At 69.6% G+C, this 26,707-nt stretch carries 24 protein-coding genes; 12 read left to right on the plus strand and 12 right to left on the minus strand.

The features are described 5' to 3' along the window. Window positions 1–19: 19 nt before the first annotated feature. Window positions 20–1,330: a glycosyl hydrolase gene (locus U2P90_RS03430; protein WP_322473808.1), complete on the minus strand. Its 1,311-nt coding sequence runs from the start codon at window positions 1,328–1,330 to the stop codon at window positions 20–22. A 190-nt stretch (window positions 1,331–1,520) separates the two neighbouring features. Between U2P90_RS03430 and U2P90_RS03435 the strand changes: the two genes are divergently transcribed. The 6 genes from U2P90_RS03435 to U2P90_RS03460 are packed head-to-tail and all read left to right on the plus strand — an operon-like array spanning window position 1,521 to window position 7,833. Further along, window positions 1,521–2,729, plus strand: coding sequence for an ROK family protein (locus tag U2P90_RS03435; RefSeq protein ID WP_322473809.1), 1,209 nt, complete (start codon window positions 1,521–1,523; stop codon window positions 2,727–2,729). A gap of 25 nt (window positions 2,730–2,754) precedes the next feature. Next, window positions 2,755–3,672, plus strand: coding sequence for an STM4015 family protein (locus U2P90_RS03440; RefSeq protein WP_322473810.1), 918 nt, complete (start codon window positions 2,755–2,757; stop codon window positions 3,670–3,672). Further along, complete coding sequence (locus U2P90_RS03445) at window positions 3,635–4,789, plus strand: STM4014 family protein (protein WP_322473811.1); 1,155 nt, start codon at window positions 3,635–3,637, stop codon at window positions 4,787–4,789. The genes U2P90_RS03440 and U2P90_RS03445 overlap by 38 nt, the downstream gene beginning before the upstream one ends. After that, the gene (locus tag U2P90_RS03450; RefSeq protein WP_322473812.1) at window positions 4,773–5,576 is read left to right on the plus strand and encodes an STM4013/SEN3800 family hydrolase; all 804 of its coding nucleotides are present in this window, start codon (window positions 4,773–4,775) and stop codon (window positions 5,574–5,576) included. Before U2P90_RS03445 ends, U2P90_RS03450 begins: the two co-directional genes overlap by 17 nt. Next, on the plus strand, window positions 5,573–6,907 hold the full coding sequence (locus U2P90_RS03455; protein WP_322473813.1) for an STM4012 family radical SAM protein: 1,335 nt from the start codon (window positions 5,573–5,575) through the stop codon (window positions 6,905–6,907). The genes U2P90_RS03450 and U2P90_RS03455 overlap by 4 nt, the downstream gene beginning before the upstream one ends. Continuing rightward, a complete protein-coding gene (locus U2P90_RS03460) occupies window positions 6,898–7,833 on the plus strand; it encodes an STM4011 family radical SAM protein (protein ID WP_322473814.1) in 936 nt (311 codons plus the stop codon). Before U2P90_RS03455 ends, U2P90_RS03460 begins: the two co-directional genes overlap by 10 nt. A 60-nt stretch (window positions 7,834–7,893) precedes the next feature. On the opposite strand, the gene U2P90_RS03465 is transcribed toward U2P90_RS03460, so the two are convergent. The 10 genes from U2P90_RS03465 to U2P90_RS03510 all read right to left on the minus strand — a co-directional run bounded on the left by U2P90_RS03465 (window position 7,894) and on the right by U2P90_RS03510 (window position 19,013). Then, window positions 7,894–8,898: a DUF6745 domain-containing protein gene (locus U2P90_RS03465; RefSeq protein WP_322473815.1), complete on the minus strand. Its 1,005-nt coding sequence runs from the start codon at window positions 8,896–8,898 to the stop codon at window positions 7,894–7,896. Continuing rightward, complete coding sequence (locus U2P90_RS03470) at window positions 8,898–9,194, minus strand: hypothetical protein (protein WP_322473816.1); 297 nt, start codon at window positions 9,192–9,194, stop codon at window positions 8,898–8,900. The genes U2P90_RS03465 and U2P90_RS03470 overlap by 1 nt, the downstream gene beginning before the upstream one ends. A gap of 527 nt (window positions 9,195–9,721) precedes the next feature. Next, window positions 9,722–10,387, minus strand: a complete 666-nt coding sequence (locus U2P90_RS03475; protein WP_322473817.1) for a ThuA domain-containing protein — start codon at window positions 10,385–10,387, stop codon at window positions 9,722–9,724. A 60-nt stretch (window positions 10,388–10,447) separates the two neighbouring features. Then, a complete protein-coding gene (locus U2P90_RS03480) occupies window positions 10,448–12,052 on the minus strand; it encodes a glycoside hydrolase family 43 protein (RefSeq protein WP_322473818.1) in 1,605 nt (534 codons plus the stop codon). Then, window positions 12,049–13,422: a GH1 family beta-glucosidase gene (locus tag U2P90_RS03485; protein ID WP_322473819.1), complete on the minus strand. Its 1,374-nt coding sequence runs from the start codon at window positions 13,420–13,422 to the stop codon at window positions 12,049–12,051. Before U2P90_RS03485 ends, U2P90_RS03480 begins: the two co-directional genes overlap by 4 nt. Further along, complete coding sequence (locus U2P90_RS03490; protein WP_322473820.1) at window positions 13,419–14,699, minus strand: hypothetical protein; 1,281 nt, start codon at window positions 14,697–14,699, stop codon at window positions 13,419–13,421. Before U2P90_RS03490 ends, U2P90_RS03485 begins: the two co-directional genes overlap by 4 nt. Before the next feature lies 1 nt (window position 14,700). Then, the gene (locus tag U2P90_RS03495; RefSeq protein ID WP_295815991.1) at window positions 14,701–15,603 is read right to left on the minus strand and encodes a carbohydrate ABC transporter permease; all 903 of its coding nucleotides are present in this window, start codon (window positions 15,601–15,603) and stop codon (window positions 14,701–14,703) included. Continuing rightward, window positions 15,600–16,550 (minus strand): carbohydrate ABC transporter permease, encoded by a 951-nt coding sequence (locus U2P90_RS03500; protein WP_295815993.1) that lies wholly within the window; start codon window positions 16,548–16,550, stop codon window positions 15,600–15,602. The genes U2P90_RS03495 and U2P90_RS03500 overlap by 4 nt, the downstream gene beginning before the upstream one ends. 91 nt (window positions 16,551–16,641) lie before the next feature. Next, complete coding sequence (locus U2P90_RS03505; protein WP_322473821.1) at window positions 16,642–17,889, minus strand: ABC transporter substrate-binding protein; 1,248 nt, start codon at window positions 17,887–17,889, stop codon at window positions 16,642–16,644. 71 nt (window positions 17,890–17,960) lie between these two features. Then, window positions 17,961–19,013: a LacI family DNA-binding transcriptional regulator gene (locus U2P90_RS03510; RefSeq protein ID WP_295820102.1), complete on the minus strand. Its 1,053-nt coding sequence runs from the start codon at window positions 19,011–19,013 to the stop codon at window positions 17,961–17,963. Window positions 19,014–19,461: 448 nt separating this feature from the next. Between U2P90_RS03510 and U2P90_RS03515 the strand changes: the two genes are divergently transcribed. The 6 genes from U2P90_RS03515 to U2P90_RS03540 all read left to right on the plus strand — a co-directional run bounded on the left by U2P90_RS03515 (window position 19,462) and on the right by U2P90_RS03540 (window position 26,209). Next, window positions 19,462–20,661 (plus strand): ROK family transcriptional regulator, encoded by a 1,200-nt coding sequence (locus U2P90_RS03515; protein WP_295820100.1) that lies wholly within the window; start codon window positions 19,462–19,464, stop codon window positions 20,659–20,661. Continuing rightward, window positions 20,658–22,130 carry a xylulokinase gene (xylB, locus tag U2P90_RS03520; protein WP_322473822.1) on the plus strand — a complete coding sequence of 491 codons (1,473 nt, stop codon included), beginning with the start codon at window positions 20,658–20,660 and terminating at the stop codon, window positions 22,128–22,130. The genes U2P90_RS03515 and xylB overlap by 4 nt, the downstream gene beginning before the upstream one ends. An 88-nt stretch (window positions 22,131–22,218) precedes the next feature. Further along, window positions 22,219–23,385, plus strand: coding sequence for a xylose isomerase (gene xylA / locus U2P90_RS03525; protein WP_322473823.1), 1,167 nt, complete (start codon window positions 22,219–22,221; stop codon window positions 23,383–23,385). A 4-nt stretch (window positions 23,386–23,389) separates the two neighbouring features. Then, window positions 23,390–24,472 carry an aldose epimerase family protein gene (locus U2P90_RS03530; RefSeq protein ID WP_322473824.1) on the plus strand — a complete coding sequence of 361 codons (1,083 nt, stop codon included), beginning with the start codon at window positions 23,390–23,392 and terminating at the stop codon, window positions 24,470–24,472. Between the two features lie 125 nt (window positions 24,473–24,597). Then, window positions 24,598–25,614, plus strand: coding sequence for an endo-1,4-beta-xylanase (locus tag U2P90_RS03535; protein WP_295820092.1), 1,017 nt, complete (start codon window positions 24,598–24,600; stop codon window positions 25,612–25,614). Window positions 25,615–25,630: 16 nt separating this feature from the next. Beyond that, complete coding sequence (locus tag U2P90_RS03540; RefSeq protein ID WP_322473825.1) at window positions 25,631–26,209, plus strand: GNAT family N-acetyltransferase; 579 nt, start codon at window positions 25,631–25,633, stop codon at window positions 26,207–26,209. On the opposite strand, the gene U2P90_RS03545 is transcribed toward U2P90_RS03540, so the two are convergent. Continuing rightward, window positions 26,178–26,693 (minus strand): M23 family metallopeptidase, encoded by a 516-nt coding sequence (locus tag U2P90_RS03545; protein ID WP_322473826.1) that lies wholly within the window; start codon window positions 26,691–26,693, stop codon window positions 26,178–26,180. The genes U2P90_RS03540 and U2P90_RS03545 overlap by 32 nt on opposite strands. Between the last annotated feature and the right edge of the window lie 14 nt (window positions 26,694–26,707).

The following is a 26,707-nucleotide window of genomic DNA, read 5'->3' on the forward strand; positions in this document are numbered from 1 at the left end:
ACTGAGGGGAACACGGTGATCAGTTCGTGCGGCGTACCTGCATCTCCCACAACGAGTAGCCGTAGGGGGTGGCGCGTACGGTGCCGAGCAGCCGGACGTAGCGCCCGCTGCCGGTCACGTTCAGGGTCTGGGTGCCGCCCGTACCGGCCGTGGTGCTGTAGACCGTCGTCCAGGTGGTGGCGTCGTTCGAGGTCTGGATCTGGAAGGCCCTGGCGTACGCGGCCTCCCACTGCACGGTGATGCCGCAGATGGGCTGGGTGCTGCCCAGATCGACGCGCAGCCACTGCGGATCTGCAAACGCGCTCGACCAGCGGGTGCCGGCAGTGCCGTCCACGGCGGCGCTCGCGGGCGTGCCGGCGGATTCACTGGAGGACGCGACTGCCGGTCTGCCCTGGGCGATGTTCGTCGCGGCGCAGGTCAAGGTGGCGGCTGCGCCGGGCAGATTCAGGTAGTTCTGCCCCAGAGGGGTCAGCTGCCCCTGTCCGGCAAGCAGGCTGGTGAAGTGCGGGTCGGCGTTCCAGCGGCCTGTGAACCACGCGTACCGCACGACGTCGGCACGGCCCTCCAGGGTGGCGACCATGTCGGTCTGCTGCGCGATCTGTTTGGCGGCCGTGTCGATCTGTGCGCCGTCCTGCTGGCCATGCCAGTTGGCGAACTCGGTCACCCACAGGGGTTTGCCGTACTTCTTCAGGCGGTCGAGCTGCCCCGCCAGACCGTAGTCGTACCAGTGGAAGGCCAGCGCGTCGATGCGCGGGTCGCGTCCGTTGGTGCTGCGGTACGCCGCGTAGAAGGCGTCCAGCCACACGACGGGATCCTGGTAGTTCGCCATGGTACCCCACGTCATGGCCGGCCCGACGAGATTCACGCCGGCGTCGCGTGCCACCTGCTCGTAGCGGGGCCACAGGGCCGCCGCCTGTGCGGGCGTCAGGTTCGCCTGATCCGTCAGGTTCGGTTCGTTCAGCACCAGCAGGTTTTTCGCCGCTGGCAGCGCACGGATCTGGGCCACAACGGTGGCCGTGTCGAAGCTGCCGTTCCACAGCATCGGCACGAATTCCATGGTGCTGCCCGTGGGGGCGCCGGCGTTCGGGGTGGGGCTCCAGTTGTACCACCAGCCCACGCCGGGCGACAGCACGTTCACGTCGGCGACCGTGGCGAGGTCGTAGGCGATGCCGCGCTTGGAACTGCGGGTAGCGGCGGCGTGCAGGGTCGCGTCCGTCTTTACAGGAGCCGTGGGGGCGCCGCATGCGGCGAGGATCAGGGTGGCCAGTGCCAGGACGGCCGGTGACGGGGTGGGGCGGAGTGGACGGGCCAGCGCAGACCGTAGGCGCATGGAAGACCTCCCGGCGGGGGCCGGTACGTGCGGGTGGTGCCCGGAGCGGGCCTGAAAAATTGTGGCGTCTGAACAATGGTAGAGACTTGTCTTCACTTTGTCAAATGAAAGAAATCTCATAAGTGGGGGTCATGACCACGCCGCACACCCGCTCCTCCCGAAGGCACGGGCAGCGGGTAGCATGCCTTCCATGCGCGCACGGAAAGTCGATCAGGGGGCCGCGCGGGCCATGAACCGCCGGTTGATCCTCGACGAACTGCGGCGCGAGGGCCCCATGAGCCGCACCCGGATCGCGCAGCAGACCAGCCTCAGCGCCGCCTCGATCACCATCGTCACCAGCGACCTGCTCGCCGAGGGCCTCCTGATCGAGCACCCGGAGCTTGCCCGGCAGCTGCCCCGCCACCCGGTGCCGCTGGGGATCAACTACGCCGGCCACCACGCCATCGGCATGAAACTCCTGGAAACCGAGATCCAGGCCGTGCTGACCGATCTGGCCCTGAATGTGGTCGACCAGATCCGTGTGCCCCTGGATGGCCCCACCCCGGATCATGTGGTGGCCGCCGCGCGCGTGGCCTGCGACCATCTGCGGCTCACCCAGCGCGACCCGCTGACGCCGCTGATCGGTGTGGGCCTGGCCATGGCCGGCATCATCGATACGGCGCGTGGCGTGTGTGTCGTGTCGCACCGGGCGGGGTGGCACCACGTGCCGTTCGGGGATCTGCTGCGGGCGAACCTGGGCGTGCCGGTGTGGATCGACAACGATGCCAACGCCTTTGCCACGGCCGAGCGTCTGGTCGGCCGGGCGCGGCAGGCGATCGATTTTGTGGTCGTGACCCTGGGGCGGGGCATCGGGGCGGCCATCGTCCTGAACGGCCAGGTGTACCGCACACCACGTGGGGGGGCCGGCGAACTCGGCCACGTCCTGACCGAACCCGGTGGTCGCCCGTGTGAATGCGGTCTGCGCGGCTGCCTGCAGGCCTATGTGTCCAGCCCGGATCTGGTGGCGCAGTTCAACGACGCCTATCCGGACGTGGGCGTTCGGCAGGTTGAGGAACTCCTGGCCCTGCTGGACGCTAGCGACGACCGACCTCTGCCGATCCTTCAGGACGCCGGACGCCGCCTGGGCGAGGCGCTGGCCAACCTCACGGATCTGCTCGACCCGGAACTCATCATCATCGGCGGCGAGGGAGTGGTGGTCGGCGACGCTCTGCTCTCTGCCATGCAGGCGGCCTTCCAGGCCCGGCACCTGCCGGACGCGTGGCAGCCGGACGTGCTGGTCGACCGCTGGAGCGACGACGCGTGGGGGCGCGGGGCGGCCGGACTGGTCGTCGAGCACTTCTTCGAGGGTTCCCTCTCCTGGGCAGTGCCACCACGTCCGCCGCACCTGCCGCCCCGGTAAAGAGCAGGGTCGTTACACTTCGGCCATGACCATCAGCGAGCACCTGACGGAGTTCGGCGGTTTGCAAGTGCGGCAGTGGAATCCCGGCGACCCGCTGGGTGATCCGGCCACCACCATCCACCGCATCAGCGTGGACTGGGACGACGAGCAGCCGTGGGTGCAGAAGTTCCGGGCGTTCCTGGAGCTGCCCGGCGTGGGGGCGTCACGCGGCTTCGTGGTGGGCTGGTGGGGCACCGAGGACAGCGAGGCCCCGGCCGCGGACGTGGTCGAGGCGCTGGTGGCCGCCCACGCCGCCCTGCCCGAGCTGCGCGTGCTGTTCCTCGGTGACGTCACCTACGAGGAGAACGAGATCTCGTGGATCCAGCAGGCCGACCTGTCGCCGCTGCTGGCGGCGTACCCGCACCTCACACACCTGGGCGTGCGCGGCGGGAACAACCTGAGCCTGGGGCGGCTGAGCCTGCCAGAGCTTCGGCACCTGATCGTGCAGACCGGTGGCCTGGACGTGTCGGTGGTGCGGGAGGTCATGACGGCCGAACTGCCCGTGCTGGAGCACCTGGAGCTGTTCCTGGGCACCGAGGGCTACGGGGCCAACAGCAGCGTGGACGACCTGACGCCGGTGCTGGACGGCACACTGTTCCCGAAGCTGACGTACCTGGGCCTGAAGAACAGCGACCACCAGGATCAGATCGCGCAGGTACTGGCCGACGCGCCGGTGCTGACCCGCCTGGAGGAACTCGACCTGTCGCTGGGTGTCCTGACCGACGAGGGCGGCCAGGCCCTGCTGGGTAGCCAGGCCGTGCGCGGCCTGAAAAAGCTGCATCTGGTGCACCACTTCATGTCCGAGGACATGGTCGCCCGCCTGGAGGCGCTGCCGGTGCAGGTCGATGTCAGTGAGCGCCAGGAGGATGACGACGACTGGCGGTTCGTGGCCCTGGGTGAGTGAGCCGGGGTCTATCCATCCAGACCCGGACATCCTGCTGATTGCCCCGCCGGATGGACGGCGCGTGCGGGCCTTCCAGGCCACTGTGGCCGGGCTGGGCTGGCCGCCTGCACGGGTCGTCTCCTATCTGGAGCTGATGTCTGGGCGGGTCACGCTGCCGGAACTCGTGCGCCCCGGCACCGTCGTCCGGCTCGACTCGCCGGGCGAGGACATCGCCACCGAGCGCGCGCTGATCGAGCGAGGTGGGGGCACGCCCACCGATCTGGCGGCCGGCGAGATCGCGCCGATGCGGGAGTGGTACGCGGGCTTCAGCGCCGTGCTGCGCGAGCTGGAGGGGCAGTTGCGTCACGCCCCGCCGCACCGCCGGATGCAGGACACCGGGCACGTCCTGACCATGTTCGACAAGCCTGCCACGCACGCCCGCCTGCACGCGGCCGGAGTGCCCGTGCCGGACGCGCTGCCGGAGGTGCGGTCGCTGGACGACGTGCTGCACGGAGCGCGGCAGCGGGGCTGGTCGCAGGTCTTCGTGAAGCTGGCCTACGGCTCCAGCGCGTCCGGCGCGGTGGCCCTGCGCTGGTCGGGCGAGCGGGTGTCGGCGGTCAGTACGGTGCGCCTGGAGGGCGGGCGGCTGTACAACTCGCGCCGCCTGCTGGCGTACCGCACGTGGCCCGAGGTGCGGGCGGTCGTGGACGGCCTCGCGCCGCACGGCCTGCACGTGGAGCGCTGGCTTCCCAAGGCGTCGTGGCACGGTGGCCCGGTGGATCTGCGTGTGGTGGTCATCGGGGGCCGCGCCGAGCACGCGCTGGTGCGGCTGGGGCGTGGCCCGGTCACGAATCTGCACCTGGGCAACGAACGCGGTGACATCGGGGCGCTGAAGGCCGAGCTGGGCACCGAGCGCTGGGCCGACGTGACCCGCACTGCCCAGGCCGCCCTCGCCGCCTTCCCCGGTGCCCTGTACGGCGGGGTGGACGTGCTGCTCACGCCCGGCTGGCGGCGGTGCGCGGTGCTGGAGGTCAACGCCTTCGGGGATTACCACCGGGGCGTACTGGCGCGTGGGCACGACACCTACGCGGCCGAACTGCGGGCACTGCTGGGGGCCGGCCATGCTGCGTCCACGTGACCTGATTCCCGGCGCGGACGTGGTGCTGGTCACGCTGGACAGCCTGCGGTACGACGTGGCCGTGCGGGCGCTGGAACTGGGCGAGACGCCGAACCTCGCTGCGCTGCTGCCGCCCGGTGGGTGGGAGGCGCGGCACACGCCGGGCAGTTTCACCTACGCCGCACATCACGCCTTCCTGGCGGGCTTTCTGCCCACGCCTGCCCGTCCAGGCCGCCATCCCCGCCTGTTCGCCGCCGAATTCGAGAGCAGCACCAGCACCGGCAGCGGCACCTTCGTCTTCCCCGAGGCCACGCTGCCGCAGGCGCTGGCCGCCCGTGGATACCACACTGTCTGCGTGGGCGGCGTGGGGTTCTTCAATGGCCGCACGGCGCTGGGGTCGGCGTTGCCGAACCTGTTTGCAGAGCCGCACTGGTCGCCCGCGCTGGGCGTGAAGAACCCGGACTCTGCCCGCGTGCAGATGCAGGTCGCTGCCGACGCCGTGACCCGTGCGGGAAGCCGGCCCGTGTTCCTGCTGCTGAACGTGGCTGCCACTCACACGCCCACGCATTTCTATCTGCCCGACGTACGGCGCGACTCGCCAGACTCCCAGCGGGCCGCCCTGAGAACCGTGGACGCCGCCCTGCCCACGCTGCTGGACGCCCTGCGTGCCCGTGGAACCACCCTCCTGATCGTGTGTGCCGACCACGGCACCTGCTTCGGCGACGACGGCTACTGGGGCCACCGGATCGCACACCCGGCGGTGTGGACGGTTCCGTATGCTGAACTGCTCCTCCAGGCCACGCCATGACCCACACGCTGCCCCCCCTGCCAGACGCCCTGAAGCGCGGCCCGTTCCAGGCGTATACGTATGCGTACCCGCACAAGACCGCATACCGCCCGCTCGACCCACCCGTGCCCCTGCGCGATGCCTGGGCCACCGAGACGAAGGACAACCTGTTCCTGTACCTGCACGTGCCGTTCTGCGAGATGCGCTGCGGCTTCTGCAACCTGTTCACCACCGTGAATGCGCCGCAGTCGCTGGAACAGGCGTATCTGGACGCCGTGACCCGGCAGGCGCGGGTGGTACGGGACGCGCTGGGCGAGGGGGCTCGCTTCTCGCAGCTGGCGCTGGGCGGCGGCACGCCCACGTACCTGCGGGCCGGCGATCTGGAGCGCGTGTTCGATGTGCTGGAGGGTACCTTCGGCGCGTCACCCTCTGCGCTCCCGGCCTCGATCGAGACCTCACCTGCGACGGCCACGCCGGATCGGCTGGCGGTGCTCGCGGCGCGGGGCGTGAGCCGCGTCAGCATCGGCGTGCAGAGCTTCATCGACAGCGAGGTTCACAGCGTCGGGCGCGCCCAGGACGGCGCGGAGGTGCGCCGGGCGCTGGACGCCATCCGCGCGGCCGGGTTGCCGGGCCTGAACATCGACCTGATCTATGGCCTGGCGCACCAGACACCGCAGACGTGGCGGCACTCGCTAGAGACGGCGCTGACTTGGCAGCCCGAGGAACTGTTCCTGTATCCGCTGTACGTGCGCCCGCTGACCGGCATTGGCCGGCTGGGGCGCTCGTGGGACGACGAGCGGCTGGAGCTGTACCGCCTGGGCCGCGACTTCCTGCTCGGGCATGGCTACGTGCAGACCTCCATGCGGCGCTTCCAGCGGGCCGCCCGGCCGCTGACCAGTGAGCCGGAGTACACCTGTCAGCTCGACGGCATGGTCGGCCTGGGCTGCGGGGCCCGCTCGTATACGGGGGGGCTGCACTACAGCAGCGAGTACGCGGTGGGCGCGGTGGGCGTGCGCGACATCATCCGTGACTTCGTGGCCCAGCCGGACGAGGCCTTCGCGGTCGCCACGCACGGTTTCCGGCTCAGCCCCGACGAGCGGCGGCGGCGCTACCTGCTGCAATCGCTGCTGCACGTTAGCGGGCTGGATGTGGAGGCCTACCACACGCAGTTCGGCTCGGAGGCCATGCAGGACTTCCCGCAGCTCGCGGCGCTGATCTCTGCCGGGCTGGCCGCCCAGCAGGCCGGCACCGTGACCCTCACCCCCGCCGGGCTGGAGCAGTCCGACGCGATCGGCCCGTGGCTGTACTCGGACGCCGTGAACCGGCTGAGCGGGGAGTACGAGTGGCGCTAGGAGCACCATTTCACCTGACCGTGCTGTACCGGGGGCCGCTGTCGAGCTGCAACTACGGCTGCCCGTACTGCCCCTTTGCCAAACACCGCGAGACCCCTGAGGAACACGAGGCCGACCGTGCCGCGCTGGAACGGTTCGTGGCGTGGGTGGAGTCGCAGCCCTTTGACGTGTCCGTGCTGTTCACCCCCTGGGGCGAGGCGCTGATCTGGCCGCGTTACCAGCACGCCATCACCCGCCTCAGCCGGCTGCCCCACGTGCGGCAGGTGGCGATCCAGACGAACCTCAGCGGGCCGCTGGGCTGGCTCAGGGACGCCGATCTGGGCAAAGTCGGTCTGTGGGCCACGTACCACCCCGGCGAGGTCAGTCGGGAACGCTTCCTGAAGCGCTGCGCCGAGTTGGACGCCATGGGCGTGCGCTACAGCGTGGGCGTGGTTGGCGTGCCTGACCAGCTCCCCGAGATCCAGGCCGTGCGGGACGCCCTGAACCCGGCCACGTACCTGTGGGTGAACGCCTTCACGGGCGGCCGTCCGTACACCCGCGCCGAACGCGCTGCCCTGACCCACATTGACCCGCTGTTCGAGGTGAACACTCGCCGCTACCGCAGCCGGGGCTACGCCTGCCAAGCCGGAGAGACCGTCATCAGCGTAGACGGCGATGGCGCGGCCCGCCGCTGCCACTTCATCTCCACGCCGCTGGGCAACATCTACGCGCAGGACGTGCGGGAACTGCTGGCTCCGCGCCCCTGCACGCGAGTGACCTGTCACTGCCACATCGGCTATGTCCACATGCCCGACCTTGATGCGGGGGCCGTCTACGGCGACGGTCTGCTCGCCCGCATCCCAGAGGGGCCGGAGTGGGTAGCGCCGGGGGCATATCTGGAGCGGGCGCGGCAGCTGTGGCGGGGGGGCAGGCTTACTGGGCTCTAAGCTATGGGCTATGAACAGGCTCAACCCCTGTTTTCCTAATAGCCCAGAGCTCACAGCCCCCTACGCCTCCACCACCGGCACATACGCCGCTGCGTCGTCGAACCCCGCCAGCCATGCACTCCCCGCGTGGGCGGTGCGGATGGTCGGGGGCACGCGCAGCACGTACTGGCGGCCGGTCGAGGGGCACTGCACGCACACAGCCACGAAGGGCTCGTCGTTCGGCAGATCGATCCGCACCAGCCGCCGCTCGCCGCCCGCGTCGTGGTCGCGGTCGAGTTCCTGGGCACCGACCTCGGCCAGGAAGCGCTCGTAGCCCATGCGTTCCATCATCACGCGGCGGACTTCAGTGTTGGGCTCGGCCAGCACATCTGCACCGCTGATGCTGCTCGGGTCGAAGGCGATCCGTTCCGTGACCGGCACGCCGCGCCAGCGCAGCGGGATGGGCTGGCCCGGCGGCAGTGCGGTGATCCCGCTGCCCGCCACGTCCAGCCAGCCGCTGATCCGCAGCTCCCCCGGCAGCGCCGTGATGCCCCGGCAGCCGCTGAGGTCGAGCTGCGCCACCTGGGTCAGCCACTCGGGCAGCCCGCGCAGGCTCAGGCAGTCACGCAGGGTCACGTGCCCGAAGCGCACGCGGGCCAGGTCGGGCCAGCTTCGCAGCGCGTCGCAGCGGCTGAGGTTCAGGAAACACACATCCAGGCCTTCCGGCAGCCGTTCCAGCGATACGCAGTCCTGAAGGCTGAGCGACCCGACACTCAGGCCGTCCGGCAGGCGGATCAGTCCGGCGCAGCCGTCCAGCGTGAGCCGGAAGCGCACGCGCAGGCTGGCGGGCACCCGCTCCAGCGGCAGGCCGGTGGCGATCAGTTCGCCCACGTCCAGCCGTTCGGGCAGCGCCTCCAGGCCGGTGCCGCCGATGTTCAGCGTGTCGCCGCTCAGGTCGTCCGGCAGGCAGGTCAGCGGCTCGCCACTCAGGTCGAGCGTGCCCCGGAAGTGCAGTGGGCCGCGCACCTGCCCGCGCAGGATCAGGTTCCGCGCCTCGGCGGCGCTGACGGTACTCAGCGTCGTCATCAGTCAATCACGCGGCGGATGGCCTCGGGGCTGTACTCGCGCTGCATCCACACCCGGTACGTGCCCTGCGGCAGCGTGATCGTCGCGTGTTCCTCGTGGATCAGGTCGGCGCTGGGGGCTGTGACCTGTACGTAGGTCTCCGCCCCTGCTGTGTACAGCTGCACCCCGGCCGGGTCGCGGAAGCGGTGGCTGTGGCCCGTCACCTCGCCGCGGGCCAGGGTCGCGCCGGGGCGGGGGTGGGCGGCAGGCAGCGCCGGGACGCGCTGGACAAGGACATCTCCGTGACGGTACAGCATGGCTCCCTCCTGAAGTGAGTGCAGATGATTACGCTGAAAGCATAACGTATGGGCTGGGGGAACGCAAGCCGAACCACGATTCACGGTGGTTTAGGGAGTGTTTTTTCGTGTTATGGGAAGGTGGGCGCCTGCGGCGGGCTGCCCCACCCCCAGCCCCTACGCCGAAGGGGCAGGGGAGCGAAGCGCTGCGCTCGGCATGTGGTCGCCATGCGTCGCTGAGCGGCTCTGGTGGCGGTTTCGTTGGCGTGGGGCTGCGACCCTGCTCCATTTATTTACGCCGTCACCGCCCGTGCGCTTCGCGCCCGATGGCATTCGGTGAGGGGCAGGGTGAGGTGCTCAGGTTTTCAGGAAGACCCTTTGGGGAAGGGCTGGGTCAAGTTGCGCTGTGGGCGAACCCCTCTGCTTCGCAGCTCTGTGAGTTCACCCCACCGGGGCACCTCCCCTTGAGGGGAGCTGGCCGCGCAGCGGACTGAGGGGTTTGTCCGCCGCGTAAATTCCCAACTCCGCCACTACCGCAGGATCCTTCCTCAGTCCAGCTGCCCAGCTGCCCACAGCAGGCCGCGCAGGGTCAGTTCCCGCGCTTCCATGACCTCGAAGTCGGGGTTCACGTGGCCCAGGGCGCAGTACGCCACGCGGCCCGCGCCGTACATCCGCGTCCACGCCACAGGCATGACGGTGCCCGCGATCCAGGCGTCGTGCTCGCCGCTGAAGGTCGTCGTGGCGAGCACCTGATTGCTCGGGTCGGTGTGCAGGTAGTACTGCTCCGAATGCATGGCGAAGTCGGTCAGGCCGCGCGTGATGGCGTGATCGGCCGTGATCTGTACCGTGTAGTCGATGATGTTGCCGGGGTGCGCGACCCACTGGCCGCCCACCATGTACTGGTAGTCCGGCGTGTTGCGGAACGAGTCGCCCGCGCCGCCATGCCAGCCAGCAAAGCCCACGCCGCCGCGCACGGCGTCCAGCAGACCCGCGACCTGTTCCTTGGTGATCGTGCTCATCGTCACGCACTGCACGATCACGCTCTGGCGGGCCAGGAGATCGGCGTCCGTGTACACGTCGAGGTTGTCGGTCACGGTGACGTCGAAGCCCCGTTCCCGGAGCAGAGCGGCGAAGCGTTCGGTGGTCTGCTGCGGCTCGTGGCCGTCCCAGCCGCCCCAGACCATCAGGGCGCGCGGTGTGTCGGTGGTCGTCATAGGTGCCTCCACAAGAGCACACCCGGCGTCGTCACGGACGCCGGGCGCAGAGCAGTTTCTTCAGAATTCGGTGTACTCGGCCCAGCGGAAGTCGGCGGGTGCCCGGCGACCGCTCATGTCCTGGCAGGTCAGGGCCAGGAAGGTGCCGGTGAAGCTCAGGCCGCCGCAGTGCTCGTCGCTGAGCAGGCCGGCGCTGAAGGGCTCGCCGATGGGCTGCCACGTCTCGCCGTCCGTGCTGTAGGCGAACTGGAAGGTGGAACCGCTGTACGTCACCTCAAGCTGTACCGGGCCGCTGTCGCCCACGCTGACATCCTGGGACAGATGCTCGCGGTACACGCCGTTCTCGCAGCTCGTCACGTTCAGGGCACGCCCGGCGGTCTCGTCATGGCTCACGCGCAGGTAGACCCAGTTGCGGCTGTCGTAGTACGCCGTCAGGCCCGCCATCTGCTGGAAGTCGTCGGGGGCGAACTCCAGTTCGGTGCGCATGCGGGCGTGCAGGGACTGCAGCCGGCGGCCGACCAGGGCCACGCTGTGGCGGCTCATCAGGGACTCGCGGCCGTGCAGGCGCAGGCCCGCGCCGGTCAGTTCCACGCCCAGCAACTCGGCCGGGGCCCGCAGCGTCATCCACTCGGAGCGCAGCTCTGATCCCGTGAAGTCATCGCGGGCCGGCACCTCCGGCCACGGGTGCGGGGGCAGGGCGGGAAGCTGTACGTGCTCGACCGGGTGGTGGCCGCCCTGGGCCAGCGTGGGCCACGCCCCCTCGGGCCAGTCCAGCATCTGGAGGCCGGTCTCGCGGCCCAGCGGACACTCGCCCTGGGTGGTCAGGGGACGGCCGCACAGGTGCGCCATGATCCACTGGCCGTCCGGGGTGCTGGTGAAGCTGGCGTGCCCGGGCTTCTGGATGGGCAGGTGCGGTGCGTCGACAGCCGTCATCAGCGGGCCCTGCGGGTGCACCTCGTAGGGCCCGTGCAGGCTGCGCGAGCGGGCCAGCGTGACCGTGTGCTCCCAGCTCGTGCCGCCCTCGGCGGTCAGCAGGTAGTACCAGCCGTCTTTTTTGTAGAGATGCGGCCCCTCGGTGACCCTGACCTCGGTGCCGGTGAAGATGATCTCGCGCGGGCCGACCAGTTTCTTCTCGGCGGGGCTGTATTCCTGCAGCACGATCCCCGCGAAGGGGTGGTGGCCGGCGCGGTGATCCCAGACCATGTTCAGGAACCACTTCTTCCCGTCATCGTCGTGGAACAGGCTGGGATCGAAGCCGCTGGAGTTCATGTAGACCGGCTCCGACCACGGCCCCTCGATGCTGGGCGCGGTCGTCAGGTAGTTGTGGCTGTCCTTGAACGACTCGTTGATCCCCCACGACTTCACGTCGGTGTAGATCAGGTGGAACAGCTCGCCGTCGTGACTCAGGCAGGGGGCCCAGATGCCGCCGGAATCGGCGTCGCCGCGCATATCGAGCAGGCTCAGGCGGTTCAGCGGCTGCGCCGCCGGCCGCCAGTTCACCAGGTCGCGCGAGTGGTAGATCGCCACGCCCGGATACCACTGGAAGGTGCTTGTGGCGATGTAGTAGTCGGTGCCGACCCGCAGGATGCTCGGATCGGGGTTGAAGCCCCGCAGGATCGGGTTGGTGACGGTCACACCCTGGCGGGTCGGGGGTTCGGCGGTCATGCGCCCACCCCGGCCTTCGTGCGGGCCAGGAAGTCCTGATACCAGCGCCCCGACTGCTTGACCGTGCGGGCCTGCGTTCCGAAGTCCACGTGCACGATCCCGAAGCGCTTCTCGTACCCTTCGGCCCACTCGAAGTTGTCCATCAGCGACCACGCGAAGTAGCCGGCGACCTTCGCGCCGCCGTCCAGGGCGGGCTGCAGCGCCGCGATGTGCTGCTGGAAGTAGCGGGTGCGGGCGGCGTCCTGCACGCTGCCGTCGGCCTCGACGGTGTCGGGGTACGTCGCGCCGTTCTCGGTGATGTAAATGGCCGGCGGATCGTAGTCGCGCTGGAGCCGGAGCATCAGGTCGGTCAGGCTCTGCGGAGCGACCTCCCAGTCAAAGCCGGTGTACTCGCTCTCCGGGGGCCGCACGGCGCGGGAATGCAGGAAGCCCTCGCCCGGCGCGTCCTCGATGACCGAGCGGGAGTACATGTTCACGCCCAGGAAGTCGGTGGGCACGCCCATGAGTTCCACGTCGCCGGGCAGCACCAGCCCCTGGGCCTGCGGGCTGGCCTCGCCCAGCAGATCCACGATGTCCTGCGGGTAGCCCAGGCCGTACACGGGATCGAGATACCAGCGGTTCTGGAAACCGTCCTGGCGGCGGGTCGCGGCGCGGTCCGCCAGGGTGTCGGTCGCGGGATAGCCCTCGTACAGGTTCAGGGTGATGCCCACCTGCGCGGCGGGGGCGTTCGCCCGCACCGCCTGCACGGCCAGACCGTGCCCGACCAGCAGGTGGTGGGCGGCGGCGTAGCTCTGCGCCAGATCCCGGTGCCCGGGGGCGTGGATCCCGATGCCGTAGCCCAGGAATGCCGCGCACCACGGCTCGTTGATGGTGATGAAGTGCTGCACGCGGTCGCCCAGTTCGTCGGCCACGATGGCGGCGTAATCCCCGAAGGCGAGCGCCGTGTCGCGCACCGGCCAGCCGCCCTGATCCTGCAGCGGCTGCGGCAGATCCCAGTGGTACAGCGTCAGCCACGGCGTGATGCCGCGCGTGAGCAGGCCGTCCACCAGCCGGGAGTAGAAGTCCAGGCCCTTCGGGTTCACCGGGCCGCGTCCGGTCGGCTGGAGCCGCGGCCACGCCACGCTGAAGCGGTACGCGTTCACGCCGAGAGCCTGGATCAGATCCAGGTCGGTGTCCAGGCGGTGGTAGTGGTCGCACGCGACGTCGCCGGTGTCGCCGTCCTTCACCTTGCCGGGCGTGTGAGAGAACGTGTCCCAGATGCTGGGGCCACGGCCGTCCTCGGTGGCCGCGCCCTCGATCTGGTAGGAGGCGGTCGCCACGCCCCACGCGAAGCGGGGCGGGAAGTGCAGGGGATCAGGGGTGGTGGTCATGGAAGCTCCGCAGAGGATGGAGAAGAGGACTTCAGGACAAGGCGGGTCAGGCTCAGCGGAGGCAGGGTGAGGGGAGCGGCCACCGCCAGGGGGCGGGGAGGCCGGTCCGCATTCACGTCGGCGTCGGTGATGGTCTTGGCTCCGACGACCGCGTAGCCGGGCAGGGTGATGGTCAGTGGGGTGGCCGCCGCCGCCGTGTTCAGGGCGAACACGGTGATCAGGCCGTTCTCCCGCGAGCCGTGCACCCACAGGTTGGGGTCGTCGCTGGTCAGATCGACCGTCTCGCCCCGGTAGTGCGTGAGTTCGCGGAAGGCCGCGTACGAGAAGCGTGGGAAGCCGGCGTCGTCGATCAGGCCGTGGTTCCCGGTCGCCATGAGGGAGAAGTAGGGATTGAAGACGGCGCCGGCCTCGGAGAGGCGCAGCGCGGCCTCGGCGGCCCACAGGCCCCCCACGGCGTCCGACAGGTGGGTGGCTCGATCCGAGCGGTACGACTGCGCGTACTCGGTCACGCCCTGCGCCAGCGGTCGGCCCTGGGCACGCGGGTTGGTGGCCGGGTCGGCCCACAGGCCCCTGACCCGGTTCACGGTGTCGGTCGCCCGCGCCGCGCTGGCGAAGGCCTGGGCGGCGGTGCCGTCCCCGTTCGACGGGTACAGGTGCCACGTGATCAGGTCGAAGGCGTCGCCGCACTCCTTGATGACCGCGTCCAGATACGGGCCGGGGTTGCTCACGGCCGGGCCGGCGATCTTCGCGGCCGGGTCGGCGGCCAGGATCGCGGCCTTCTGGGCCCGCACCACGCCGCAGTACTTCTGGGCCGTCCAGCTGGGGTCGCTGCGGTTGGTGGCGTACAGATCGGGCTCGTTGCCGATCTCCCAGTACGCCACGGTCAGGCCCAGGTCACGCGCCATGCGCACGAACGCTGCGGCGTCGGCGGGGGTGTTCTTCGCGGCGTTGCCGCCCTGCTCACCGCCGGGCCGGGCGAAGACCCGCGTCTGGAGCATCAGGGGGGGACGGCCCAGCAGCGTCCAGCTGCTCTTCAGAGCCTGCAGGCCGGCCTCGGTACGGTTCTGCTCGTCCCCGACGTTCCCGCCGGGCCAGCGCAGCGCGGCGGGCTTCAGGGCGTTCAGGGTGGAGACGTGCTCGACCACCGGCATCCAGTTGCCCAGGTTGAAGGCGCTCACGCTGGCCGGCAGGATCGGGCGCGGCGCGGCCGGGCCGGGCGTGACCGTGGCGGCGTGTGCCGCGCCGGTCAGCAGGATCAGGGTGAGCAGTCGCGTCACGTCAGTCCTTGACCGCGCCACTGGTCAGGCCGGAGATCACCTGACGGCTGGCGATCAGGAAGATGATCAGCAGCGGAACCACGGTCAGCACGACCATCATCAGGGTGGCGCCCCAGTCGGCGTTCACGTTGGTCGCGCCGCCCGTGATCTTGCGCAGCGACAGCGGCAGCGTCATGGTGCTGTCCTCGCTGAGCTTCATGATCAGGGCACCCTTGAAGTTGTTCCACGAGCCCACGAAGGTCACGACGCCCAGGGTCGCCAGGATCGGGCGGATCAGCGGCACGACCACCTTTGCGTAGATGCCGAACTCGGTCGCGCCGTCCAGCCGCGCGGCCTCGATCAGGGACTTGGGCAGCGCGGACATGATGTACTGGCGCATCAGGAAGATCCCGAAGGCGTTGGCCATGCCCGGCACCCACAGGGTCTTGGGCGTGCCGATCCAGTGCAGGAAGTTGTTCATGACCAGGAAGCTGGGGATGTCCATCACCAGCGGCGGGATCAGCATGGTCAGCAGGATGAAGCCGAACAGGAAGGCCTTGCCCCTGAACTCGTACATCGCGAAGGCGAAGCCGGCCAGCGAGCAGAAGAACAGCGTGGTCACGGTCGACAGCAGCGAGATGTACAGCGAGTTCCAGAACTGGCGCAGGGCCATCCCGAAGGTCGCGTCCATCATCTTGTTGAAGTTGTCGACGATGGCGGTGCCGAACCACAGATGCGGCGGTACGGCGAAGATCTGGTCACTGGGCAGCGAGGCCCACACGAACATCAGATAGAAGGGCACGACCGACAGGAAGCAGGCGATGCCCACGAAGACCCACAGCGCGGCGCGGCCCACGGGCAGGCGCAGCGCGCGGCGGGGGGGGCGGGGAGTCGTGGCCGACGTGTCGAGGGGTTTGGTGGTCATACGTCACGCCCTCCGTCGCGGCTGAACAGGTAGTTGTTGACCATGCTCAGCACGAAGATCGCCAGGAACAGCAGCCAGCTCATGGCACTGGCGTAGCCCATGTCCAGGTCGCGGAAGGCGGTGTTGAAGATGTGCATGGCGCTGGTCAGCGCCGCGCCGCCGCTGCCGCCGCCCTGGCCGGTCATGATGAACGGTTCCTCGAACAGCTGCATGTTCCCGACGATGGTCAGGGTGAACGCATAGAACATCATGGGCCGCAGCAGCGGCAGCGTGATGTACCAGAACTTCTGCCAGTTGCTCGCGCCGTCCACGGTGGCGGCCTCGTACACGTCCTCGCTGATGGCCTGCAGGCCCGAGAGGTACAGGATCACGTTCCAGCCGACGTAGCGCCAGAACACCACGGCCCCGACCGAGTACGGCACGAGATCCGGGATGGCCAGCCAGCGCACCGGGCCCAGGCCGATCTGCGCGAGCAGGTAGTTCAGCAGCCCCAGGTTCTCGGAGTACAGCATGCCGAACACGATGGTGATGGCGACGGCGTTGGTGATATAGGGCAGGAACAGGATGGTGCTGATCGAGCTCTGCCAGCGCCGCAGCGCCTGGTTGATCACGAAGGCCAGTGGCAGCGCCACGAGGTGCTGCGGCACACCGGACAGCAGGCCGATCCACACGGTGTTCTTCAGGGCCTTCCAGAACATGTCGCTGGGGCCGAGCGCCAGGGCGAAATTTTCCCAGCCGACGAATCTCCAGTTCCCCAGTCCATCCAGCGGATTCCACAGGTGGAAGGCCAGATACAGGCTGAAGCCCAGTGGGAACAGCCCGAAGATCAGGAAGAGGATGAAAAAGGGGCTGGTGAAGACGTACGGCGCGAGTCGCTGCTGCACGCGGGCGTAATTCCACGTGGAGCGCCGGGGCGGGCTGGTGGCAAGGTTGGCGCGGTCGGACATGGCAGGGCCTCTCTCGGGAGCAGGGCGAAATGAGGTGGGCGGGTGGAGGCGCTGGAGGCCCCCACCCGCCCGAGTCAGATTGGGTCTGGGCTCAGCGGGCGCGGCGCGCGATCTGGGCGCGGGCGTCGGTCAGCGCCTGCTTGATGTCCTTGCCCTGCTCGAGCACGTTGGTCAGCTCGGTCTGGAGGATCTGCTCGGCGACCGAGTCGTACTTGTTCACGTCGATGGGCTGGGTCTTAGCGGCGGCGTTGCGCCACAGCACGCGGGCCTGCTGGCCACCCAGGAAGGGGACGGGCTCGCTGAAGGCCTTGTCCTTCTGGGCCGCGAGCAGCGCGGGGAAGGCGCCGTTGTCCTTGAACGCGGTGATCTGCGAGCTCTGCTCCAGGGTCATGAACTTGATGAACTCGAAGGCCCACTGCTTGTTCGCGGCCTTGGTCGGGATGGCGTAGAAGGAGCCGCCCCACGACGCGAAGCCCTTCTCGGGGAGGTTCTGGACGCGCCACAGACCCTTGGTGTCCGGGGCCATCCAGTTCTGCAGGGCGCCCTGGAGCCACGCGCCGGAGAACTGCGTGGCGACAGTGCCCTTCTTGAAGGCGTCGTACCACTCGTTGCTCCACTCGCCGATCTTGGCGTCCAGGCCGGCGTCACGCACCTGCTTGGAGAGCGTGAAGGCGCGCACGAAGCGGGCGTTGTCGGGGCCGACGAGCAGGTTGTTCTTGTTGTCGAAGTAGATGCCTTCGCCGGGCTTGAGGTTGGTGCGGATGATGACGTTGTTGATGCTGGCCGCGGTGTTGATCAGGGACGCGCCGGTCTTCTGCTTGATGCGCTTGCCGGCAGCGATGAAGGACTCCCAGCTGGTGGTCATGGTCACCGGGTTCACGCCGGCCTTGTCGAGCACGTCCTTGCGGTAGAAGAAGGTGCCGGGGCCGATGTCGGTGGGCATGGCGATGTAGCGGCCGTCCGCGCCGGTGGCCTGGGCGATGGTGAAGGGCGTGAAGAGCTTCTTGTACTGGCCGGCGTTGTAGGGAGCCTTGTTCAGGTCTTCCAGGCCCTGGCCGTCGGCGAACTTGCTGACGAAGCCGATCTCGATGGCCATCACGTCAGGCAGGCCCTGACCGGTGGCGAGCGCCGTGGTCATGGCGTTGTGGTGGTCGGCGTACTCCTGGGCTTGCAGCTTGATGGTGACGTTCGGGTGCGCCTTGTTCCACGCCGGCAGGATGGCCTTGATGGCGCTGTCCAGGCTGGGGAAGGCCGCGACGGTCAGGGTGACCTTCTCCTGGGCGCTGGCGGAGCCGAGCAGCAGGGCGGAAACGAGGGCAAGCGACAGGGACTTCTTCATGGTGAACCTCCGGGAGAGTTCGGATGGGTGATGGTTCGGTCGGGTGGTGCTCATGACCTGCCGGGAACGGCCTAGCCGCTGGGCACGGTCATCGCCTCGCTCAGGGTGGTCGGGTGGTGGGTGCGGGCGGGGGGCATGGTGGACTCACGGAGCACGAGCTCCGGCGTGAAGACCTGCATGGTGACCTTCTCGCCGCGCAGCAGGCTCAGCGCGGCACGCGCCGCGACCTCGCCCATGTCGTAGATCGCCTGGCGCACCGTGGTCAGGGGCGGGGTCATCAGCGAGGACGTGATGACGTCGTCGAAGCCGGTCAGGGACACGTCCTCGGGGACGCGCAGCCCGTGGCGGTACAGGGTCAGCCGGGCGCCCAGGGCCATCTGGTCGTTTGCACAGACCAGCGCCGTGAACGGCAGTCCGGTGGCGAGCAGGCGGGCCGCTGCCTCCCGTCCGCCGTCCTCGGTGTATTCGCCGCTCGCGATCAGCGCGTCCGGAATGGGGACACCCGCCTCGAGCAGCGTGGCCATGACCGATTCCCGGCGCTCCACAGCATCCTGCTGCCGCTCGGCCCCGCCGATGAAGGCGAAGTCGCGGTGTCCCAGGTCGAGCAGGTGACTCACGATCGCCCGCATGCCCAGCCGGTTGTCCATGACCACGCAGCGCTCGCTGAGCCCGCGCACGTCGCGGCCCAGGGCGACCATCGGGACGCGCACGGCGACGCGCTCCAGAATGGCGTCGTCGAGGATCCCGCCCATCAGGATGACGGCGTCCACGCGCCGCAGCAGCAGCACATCCAGGGCCTCCTGCTCGCGTTCGGGCCGCCACTGGCCGCTGATGACCAGCGGATGGTACGGCGTGTCGTTCAGGACGGCCTCGATCCCGGCCAGGGCCTCTCCGTAGAAGGTGGAGTTCAGGCTGGGCGTGATCACGCCGATGGTCAGGCTGCGGCCATTGGCCAGCGCCTGCGCCTGGGGATTGGGCTTGAAGTTCAGCCGCGCGATCACCGCTTCGACCCGTGCCCGTTTCTCGGGCGCCACGTTGGCGGTGCCGTTCAGGATACGCGACACCGTGCTGGGCGAGACGCCAGCTTCTTGGGCCACGTGGGCCAGGGTGACGGGTTCGAGCATACGGACTCCAGGGGGCAGGACACGGCGAAGTGCGGGACAGGCACAGGTGCCTGAACGAAGGCTTAATTTCTGATAAATCGAGCCTACCCCCATCTGAAAGCGCTGTCAAGCCCTGACCCGGTCGGCCGCAGCACCCGGCCATCGGGGGGGGAGGAGGAGAACGACGCCCGTCAGCAACTCAAGCACCTTCTGCCTGCGTCAGGGACGTGCGTCCATCACGGTCTGCGGGGGCACGCATTCGTAATTCTTACGAACTTAAAACGTGGTTAACACCACCAATATCGATTCAGGAGATGTGGCTGATAGGCCGAGAAAAGCGGAGTCGGACTGTCCTCGATGCCGTCTGGGGTCGCTGCGGCTTGACGGGCGATCCGACACGCGCTAGGCTCCTGTTCGTAAACCCCTTTTACTTATCTGCACCCACTCGGCCGGCGGCGGCAAGGACTCCATGACACCACTGTCTCCCTCTGGCGACCAGGGCTATCTCAAACACCTCAACCGCGCCGCGATCCTCGATGCGCTGCGCCGTGAGGGTGGGCTGAGCCGCGCCGAACTCGCCGCCCGCACCGGTCGCACCAAGGTCACGGTCGGCAGCGTGGTGCAGGAGCTGCTGGGCACCGGATGGCTGCACGAGGGGGAATTGCAGCACGGAACGGTCGGTCGCCCCGGTCGTCAGCTGTATCTCGACCGCCGCCGGCACGTCCTGCTGGGGGCCGAGGTCGGGGTGCTGGGGGTACGCGCCGTCGCGTGCGACCTGACCGGTCAGGTGCTGGCCCGCGAGGCCCTGCACCACCCCACCGGCAGTCCCGAGAGTGCGGCCCGCGACCTGGCCGCCCTGGTGCAGTCCGTGCTCGCCCACCCGGAGGTGCAGGGCCGAACGGTGCTCGGTCTGGGCGTCGCGGTGCCCGGCCCGGTCGCGCAGGGCGGCCAGACCCTGCTGCACGCCCCGAACCTGGGCTGGACGCAGCTGAACTTTCTGGAGGTGCTCGCGCCGCACGTGGACGGGGTCGGTTCCCTGCGCGTGCTGGAGAACGAGGCGAACGCCGCCGCCTTCGGCGAGGCCTACCTGCCGGTGCAGTCCCCGCCGGACACCGGGGCCGGCGTGCTGGCGTACCTGAGCCTGGGCACCGGGGTCGGAGCGGGCCTGGTGGAGGGGGGGCGGCGGGTGCTGCGCGGCGCCCACGGGCTGGCGGGGGAACTGGGGCACACCGTCATCCAGCCCGGCGGGCTGTACTGCCACTGCGGCAACCGGGGCTGCGTTGAGACCCTGCTGGGCGGCTGGGCGATCCGGGCGTCCCTGGGTCTGAATGCCCTGGAACCCCTGGAGGCCGCGCTGCTGCCCCGCGTGCGCGAGGCGGCCGTCCAGATCACCCTGAGCCGCGCGGGCGAGGCCCTGGGCCTGCTGCTCGTGAACCTGCATCACACCCTCAACCCCAGCGTCGTCGTCATCGGCGGGGCTGTCACCCGCCTGGGAGGCCCACTCATGGATACCGCACTGGACTTCTTCAACGCCCATCTCGCCCGCCGCAGCGGCAATGCCCCGCCCGTGCGCGTGGACGTCCGCCCGGACAGCCTGTACCTGCCTGCACGGGGAGCCGCCGCGCAGGTGCTCGAACGTGCGATCAACGCGCCGGAGCTGAGCGCATGAGCACGCCCGTCACCCTGGGGGTGGATCTCGGCACCAGCGGCGTGAAGGCCGTCGCCCTGGACGCTGCCGGTCGCGTGCTGGCGGACGTCACCGAGACCTACCCGCTGCTCACCCCCCGCCCCGGCTGGACGGAGCAGCGCCCCGCGGACTGGCTGGCGGGCACCCGCGCCGCCCTGAGCGCCATCGTCGCCCGCCTGCGCGAGCAGGATGCCACGCCGATCGCACTGGGCCTGAGCGGACAGATGCACGGCCTGGTGCCGCTGGATGCCCACGGCGACGTGCTGCGCCCCGCGCTGCTGTGGAACGACCAGCGCACCGGCGCGCAGGTGGAGGCCATCGAGGCCCGCATTCCCCGCGCCGATCTGGTCGCCCGCACCGGCAACCGCGCCGTGACCGGCTTCCAGCTGCCCAAGATCCTGTGGATGAAGGACGAGGAACCGGAACTGTACGCCCGGCTGAGGCATGCCCTGATCCCCAAGGACTACCTGGGGTACGTGCTGACCGGCGTGCTGGCCGCCGAGCCCTCGGACGCATCGGGCGTCGGGGCGCTGAACCTGGCGCGGCAGGACTGGGACACGGACATCCTGGGTGAGCTGGGCATTGACCCCGCGCTGTTCCCGCCGGTCGTGCGCTCGGTCGAGATCACCGGCACCCTGAACGCCGAGTGGGCCGCGCAGACGGGCCTGCCCGCCGGTCTGCCGGTCGTCGCGGGCGGCGGCGACAACGCGGCGGCCGGCATCGCGCTGGGCCTCACCTCGGCGCGGCCGGACGTCGGCAGCCTGAGCCTGGGCACATCCGGCGTGGTGTTCAGCCCCCTGACCACCCCCACGCCGGATCCCGAGGGCCGCGTCCACCTGTTCGCGCACGCCGACGGCGGCTACCACCTGCTGGGCGTGACCCTGTCGGCGGCGGGGTCGCTGGAGTGGCTGCACCACCGGCTCGCGCCGGACGTGCCGCTGCCCACGCTGCTGGACGAGGCGCTGGCGGTGCCGGCCGGGGCGGATGGAGTGAGCTTCCTGCCGTACCTGTCGGGCGAGCGCAGCCCGCTGATGAACCCCCATGCCCGTGCGGCCTTCACCGGCCTGAGCCTCGCGCACGGGCGTGGCCACCTGGTGCGTGCCGTGCTGGAGGGCAGCGTGGCCGCCCTGGCCGACGCCTACGCGGTCATGGCCCCCATTGCCCCGCTGCGGTCGCTGCTCTCGACCGGGGGCGGAGCCCGCTCGGAGATGTGGCTGGGGCTGGCGTCCGGGGCGCTGGGGCTGCCGGTGCATCCGACGTCTGCCCGGCCCGGCGCGGCGCACGGCGCGGCGATCCTGGCCATGCCCGCCGCCGGACTGCACGAGAACCTCACCGCCGCCATCGACGCCACCCGCCCCGACGCCCTGGAGGCCGTGCCCAGCGTGGACATGACGGCCGCCCTGGGCGCGTACGCCCGCACGCGGGACGCCCTGTATCCGCCGGAGGTCTGACCGTCACCCCGTCCCACGCCCTGAGTCACCGCCCTCGTCCGACCGTCCGACCCTGAGACCGGCACACCCCTTCACAAGGAGACCCACCATGCCCGACTACACCCCCACCCCCGCCGACAAGTTCACCTTTGGCCTCTGGACCGTTGGCAACACCGGCCGCGACCCCTTCGGTGAGTCCACCCGCTCTGGCCTGAAGGCCCCGTACATCGTCCAGAAGCTGGCCGAACTGGGGGCGTGGGGCGTGAACCTGCACGACAACGACCTCGTGCCGATCAGCTCAAACGCCAGCGAGCGCGACAGCATCGTGGCCGAGTTCAAGCAGGCGCTGTCTGACCACGGCCTGGTCGTGCCCATGGCGACCACCAACCTGTTCGGCGACCCGGCCTTCAAGGACGGGGCCTTCACCAGCGCCGACGCCCGCGTGCGGGCCTATGCCCTGCAGAAGACCATGCGGAGCATGGATCTGGGGGCCGAACTGGGCGCCAAGACCTACGTGTTCTGGGGGGGCCGCGAGGGCACCGAGGTCGATGCCGGCGGCAAGCTGCTCGACGCCATGGGCTGGTTCCGCGACTCGCTGAACTTCCTGGCCGAGTACAGCGAATCGCAGGGCTACGGCTACCGCTTCGCGCTGGAGCCCAAGCCGAACGAGCCCCGCGCGGACATCTTCCTGCCGACCGTGGGCAGCGCCCTGGGCTTCATCGCCACGCTGGAGAAGTCCGAGCTGTTCGGCGTGAACCCCGAGTTCGCGCACGAGACCATGGCCGGCCTGAACTTCACGCACGCGGTCGCGCAGGCCATCGACGCGAAGAAGCTGTTCCACATCGACCTGAACGACCAGAAGATGGGCCGCTTCGACCAGGATCTGCGCTTCGGTGCCGAGAATCCCAAGGGCGCGTTCTTCCTGGTGCAGCTGCTGGAAGAGTCGGGCTACGACGGCCCCCGCCACTTCGACGCGCACGCCCTGCGCACCGAGGACGAGGCGGGCGTGTGGGCCTTCGCGAAGGGCTGCATGAAGACGTACCTGATCCTCAAGGAGAAGGCCGCGCAGTTCGCCGCCGACAGCGAAATCCAGGCGGCGCTGGCCGCGTACCGCGTCGAGGACGCCGAACTGGCCCAGCTGACCGGCACCTTCAGCGCCGAGAACGCCACGGCCCTGAAAGCCCGCACCTTCGACCGTGCCGCGCTGGGTGCCCGTGGCCCCGGCCTGGAGCACCTGGATCAGCTGACCATGGAACTGCTGCTCGGAGTCCGGTAAGACCGTGAGCACACCCACGGGCCGGGCCGACCGGCGGCACTGGGGACAGACCCCGGCCGGCGAGGCCATCCACCTGTACACGCTGGCCCTGCCCGGCGGCGTACAGGCCACCCTCACGGACTTCGGGGCCACGCTCGTCGGGGTGTGTGTCCCGGATCGGCGGGGTGTCCTGGGGGACGTGGTGCTGGGGCACGACCAGCCCGGCCCGTACGCGGATCACGCGACCTCGCCGTACTTCGGCGCGACCGTCGGGCGCTACGCCAACCGGATCGCCGGGGGACAGTTCCCGCTGGACGGGCAGGTGTACCGTGTGCCGCCCAACGACGGAGACAATGCCCTGCACGGCGGCCCACAGGGCTTCGACCACCGCGTGTGGCACGGCGAGACCCGCGTGGAGGCTGGCCGTCCGGCCGTCACCTTCACGCGCCTGAGCGTGGACGGCGAGATGGGCTTTCCCGGCAACCTGCGCGTGACCGTCACCTACACGCTGGGTGAACTGGACGGCGCGCACACGCTGGAGATCGACTACCACGCGGTCACCGACGCGCCCACCGTGCTGAACCTGACCAACCACGCGTACTGGAACCTCATGGCCGATCCGTCGCGCGGCGTGCTGGAGCACGAGCTGACGGTGCACGCCTCCGCCTTCACGCCCGTGCGGGCGGGGGGCATTCCCACGGGCGAGGTGCGTCCGGTCGCCGGCACGCCCTTCGACTTCCGGACGCCGCGCCCGGTCGGGGAGCGCGTGGACGCGCCGGATGAGCAGCTCACGCTGGTCGGCGGCTACGACCACAACCTCGTGCTGGACGGCACGGGGCTGCGGCTGGCGGCCGTGCTGCACGATCCGCACTCCGGGCGCGAGCTGACCATCCACACGACCGAGCCCGGCGTGCAGGTGTATTCCGGTAACTTCCTGGACGGCAGCGTCACCGGGAAGCATGGGCAGGTCTACGCGAAACACGCGGGGATGTGCCTGGAGACGCAGCACTTCCCGGACTCGCCCAACTGGCCGGACTTTCCATCCACACGTCTCGATCCGGGCCAGACCTTCACATCACGCACGGTGCACACCTTCCGCGTGCGCTGACCGGCATGGCCATCCGGTTCCCGGACATCCGGTGCTCCTGCGGAGGTCCATCCCTCTCTCCCGGCCCCACCCGCCCCGCTGCGGGCTGGGGCCGCCGTGGTCACCCCCGGCAAGGCGGTCATGACATGAAACTCCCCCTCCTTCTCCTCCCGGCCCTGATGCTCGGCGCGGTCGCCACGGCGTCCGGGCAGGCCCCCACCCTGAAGCAGGCGGCCCAGGCACGCGGCGTCCTGATCGGCGCCGCCGTGAACAGCGCCCTCTTCGACGACCTCGATCCCGACTACGCCGATACCGTGGCGCGGGAATTCGGGGTCGTCGTGCTGGAGAACGGCATGAAGTGGAAGACCCTGCAGGGCACCCAGGGCGAGTTCGTGTACGGCCTCGCGGACGCCACCGTCGCGTGGGCCCAGCAGCGCGGCCTGGCGGTGCGCGGCCACACCCTGATCTGGCACGACAGCGCGCCGGCGTGGCTGTACCAGTTCAAGACCGCTCCCGAGGTGCAGGCGGCCATGAAGTCCCACATCACGAACGTCGTGACCCATTTCGGATCACGCGTGAAGTACTGGGACGTGGTGAACGAGGTCGTGTCGGACGCCCCCGGCCACCCGCTGCGGGCCAACAGTCCCTTCGCGGCGGCCGGGCCGGACTACATCGACCAGGCGTTCCGCTGGGCACACGCGGCGAACCCGCAGGCGCGGCTGTACTACAACGACTACAACACCGAGGGCCTGAACGGCAAGAGCGATGCCGTGTACGCCCTGGTCAAGGGGCTGCTGGCGCGGGGCGTGCCGATCCACGGCGTGGGCTTCCAGACCCATGTCAGCTCGGCCTTCTCGGTGAAGGACTCCGGTATGCTCGCCAACCTCAAGCGCTTCCGCGACCTGGGCCTGGACATCCAGATGACCGAGGTGGACGTGACCCTGCCCGCCAGCGGCGCGACTCCCGCGAACCTCGCCCGGCAGGCCCAGGTGTACCGCGACCTCGTGGGCGCGTGCCTGAGCGTGAAGTGCAGCGCCTTCGTGACCTGGGGCGTGAACGATCCGAGTTCGTGGCGGGCCGGTGGCAAGCCGCTGCTGTTCGATGACCTGTACGCGAAGAAGCCCGCCTACGGTGCGGTGATCGGGGCGCTCCAGGCGCGCTGACCGCTACCATCTGGGCATGCAGCATGCCGTGGTACTCACCGATGGGGATCTGACCCTGCGCCCGCTGACGGAGGCCGATATCGGCCCGCTGTGTGCCCTGGCCGCAGACTGCGGCGACGAGCTGCGGTTCATGGGCTCGCCGCCAGCCACCCCGGAGTACTACCGCGCCGGGCTGGATGCCCCGAACCAGCTTCTGTTCGTGGTCGAGGTCGCGGGAACCCTGGCCGGCAGCACCCGCTACGGCGACCTGCGCTCCGCCGACGCCGGCGTCGAGATCGGCTGGACGTGGCTGCATCCGCGCTGGTACGGCACGGGCGTGAACCGCCGCATGAAGCGCCTGCTGCTGGCCCACGCCTTCACAGGCATGGGCATGGAACGCGTGCAGCTCAAGACGGACATCCTGAACCGGCGCTCACAGGCCGCCATCGCCGCACTCGGAGCCGTGCGCGAGGGCGTGCTGCGATCCCACATGCGCCGCCCCGACGGCACCATGCGCGACACGGTGATGTACTCGGTCACGGCGTCGGAGTGGCCGCAGGTGCAGGCGCGTCTGGACGACCGGATCAGTTCTGCCGCAGCAGCGGGTACGGATTGATCGCGCCGCCGCCCGTATAGATGCCGTAGTGCAGGTGTGGGGGCGTCCCCTTCGCGTTGCCACTGTCGCCCACGTAGCCCACCACGTCGCCCGCCTGTACCCAGTCGCCGCGTTTCAGGTCGGGGTAGCGCTCCAGGTGGGCGTAGTAGTGCCGCTGCCCGCCCGGCCCCAGCAGCATGACCGTCCGGCCCCCCAGGGTGTTCGGCCCCACGTTCAGCACGATGCCGCGCGTGGTGGCCCGGATGGGTGTGCCGCGCTTCGCGAAGATGTCCACGCCCTCGTGCGTGCGGCCCTGGCTGCGGGCTCCGCCCCAGGTGTCCACGAAGCGCGTGCCGGGCAGGGGGTTGGGCAGGCTGCGGGCCGTGGGTGTGGGGGCCGACAGCAGCGCCGCGTAGCGCTGGGCATTCTTCAGGACGGGCCACAGCAGGTACGCCGCCCCCGCCAGGATCGCCAGGGTCAGCACAAGGCCGAGAAAGCGCCGCATGCCCCCACCATGCC

The sequence above is a fragment of the Deinococcus sp. AB2017081 genome, assembly GCF_034440735.1.
Classification (GTDB): Bacteria; Deinococcota; Deinococci; order Deinococcales; family Deinococcaceae; genus Deinococcus; species Deinococcus rufus.

What these genes read in the sequence shown, in the direction of transcription:
- U2P90_RS03450 (WP_322473812.1), top strand. Translation starts at nt 4,773, where the DNA reads ATGCTGCGTCCACGTGACCTGATTCCCGGCGCGGACGTGGTGCTGGTC.
- U2P90_RS03505 (WP_322473821.1), bottom strand. Translation starts at nt 17,889, where the DNA reads ATGAAGAAGTCCCTGTCGCTTGCCCTCGTTTCCGCCCTGCTGCTCGGC.
- U2P90_RS03440 (WP_322473810.1), top strand. Translation starts at nt 2,755, where the DNA reads ATGACCATCAGCGAGCACCTGACGGAGTTCGGCGGTTTGCAAGTGCGG.
- U2P90_RS03500 (WP_295815993.1), bottom strand. Translation starts at nt 16,550, where the DNA reads ATGTCCGACCGCGCCAACCTTGCCACCAGCCCGCCCCGGCGCTCCACG.
- U2P90_RS03495 (WP_295815991.1), bottom strand. Translation starts at nt 15,603, where the DNA reads ATGACCACCAAACCCCTCGACACGTCGGCCACGACTCCCCGCCCCCCC.
- xylA (WP_322473823.1), top strand. Translation starts at nt 22,219, where the DNA reads ATGCCCGACTACACCCCCACCCCCGCCGACAAGTTCACCTTTGGCCTC.
- xylB (WP_322473822.1), top strand. Translation starts at nt 20,658, where the DNA reads ATGAGCACGCCCGTCACCCTGGGGGTGGATCTCGGCACCAGCGGCGTG.
- U2P90_RS03465 (WP_322473815.1), bottom strand. Translation starts at nt 8,898, where the DNA reads ATGACGACGCTGAGTACCGTCAGCGCCGCCGAGGCGCGGAACCTGATC.
- U2P90_RS03445 (WP_322473811.1), top strand. Translation starts at nt 3,635, where the DNA reads ATGACGACGACTGGCGGTTCGTGGCCCTGGGTGAGTGAGCCGGGGTCT.
- U2P90_RS03510 (WP_295820102.1), bottom strand. Translation starts at nt 19,013, where the DNA reads ATGCTCGAACCCGTCACCCTGGCCCACGTGGCCCAAGAAGCTGGCGTC.
- U2P90_RS03430 (WP_322473808.1), bottom strand. Translation starts at nt 1,330, where the DNA reads ATGCGCCTACGGTCTGCGCTGGCCCGTCCACTCCGCCCCACCCCGTCA.
- U2P90_RS03455 (WP_322473813.1), top strand. Translation starts at nt 5,573, where the DNA reads ATGACCCACACGCTGCCCCCCCTGCCAGACGCCCTGAAGCGCGGCCCG.
- U2P90_RS03435 (WP_322473809.1), top strand. Translation starts at nt 1,521, where the DNA reads ATGCGCGCACGGAAAGTCGATCAGGGGGCCGCGCGGGCCATGAACCGC.
- U2P90_RS03545 (WP_322473826.1), bottom strand. Translation starts at nt 26,693, where the DNA reads ATGCGGCGCTTTCTCGGCCTTGTGCTGACCCTGGCGATCCTGGCGGGG.
- U2P90_RS03540 (WP_322473825.1), top strand. Translation starts at nt 25,631, where the DNA reads ATGCAGCATGCCGTGGTACTCACCGATGGGGATCTGACCCTGCGCCCG.
- U2P90_RS03535 (WP_295820092.1), top strand. Translation starts at nt 24,598, where the DNA reads ATGAAACTCCCCCTCCTTCTCCTCCCGGCCCTGATGCTCGGCGCGGTC.
- U2P90_RS03515 (WP_295820100.1), top strand. Translation starts at nt 19,462, where the DNA reads ATGACACCACTGTCTCCCTCTGGCGACCAGGGCTATCTCAAACACCTC.
- U2P90_RS03470 (WP_322473816.1), bottom strand. Translation starts at nt 9,194, where the DNA reads ATGCTGTACCGTCACGGAGATGTCCTTGTCCAGCGCGTCCCGGCGCTG.
- U2P90_RS03480 (WP_322473818.1), bottom strand. Translation starts at nt 12,052, where the DNA reads ATGACCGCCGAACCCCCGACCCGCCAGGGTGTGACCGTCACCAACCCG.
- U2P90_RS03485 (WP_322473819.1), bottom strand. Translation starts at nt 13,422, where the DNA reads ATGACCACCACCCCTGATCCCCTGCACTTCCCGCCCCGCTTCGCGTGG.
- U2P90_RS03475 (WP_322473817.1), bottom strand. Translation starts at nt 10,387, where the DNA reads ATGACGACCACCGACACACCGCGCGCCCTGATGGTCTGGGGCGGCTGG.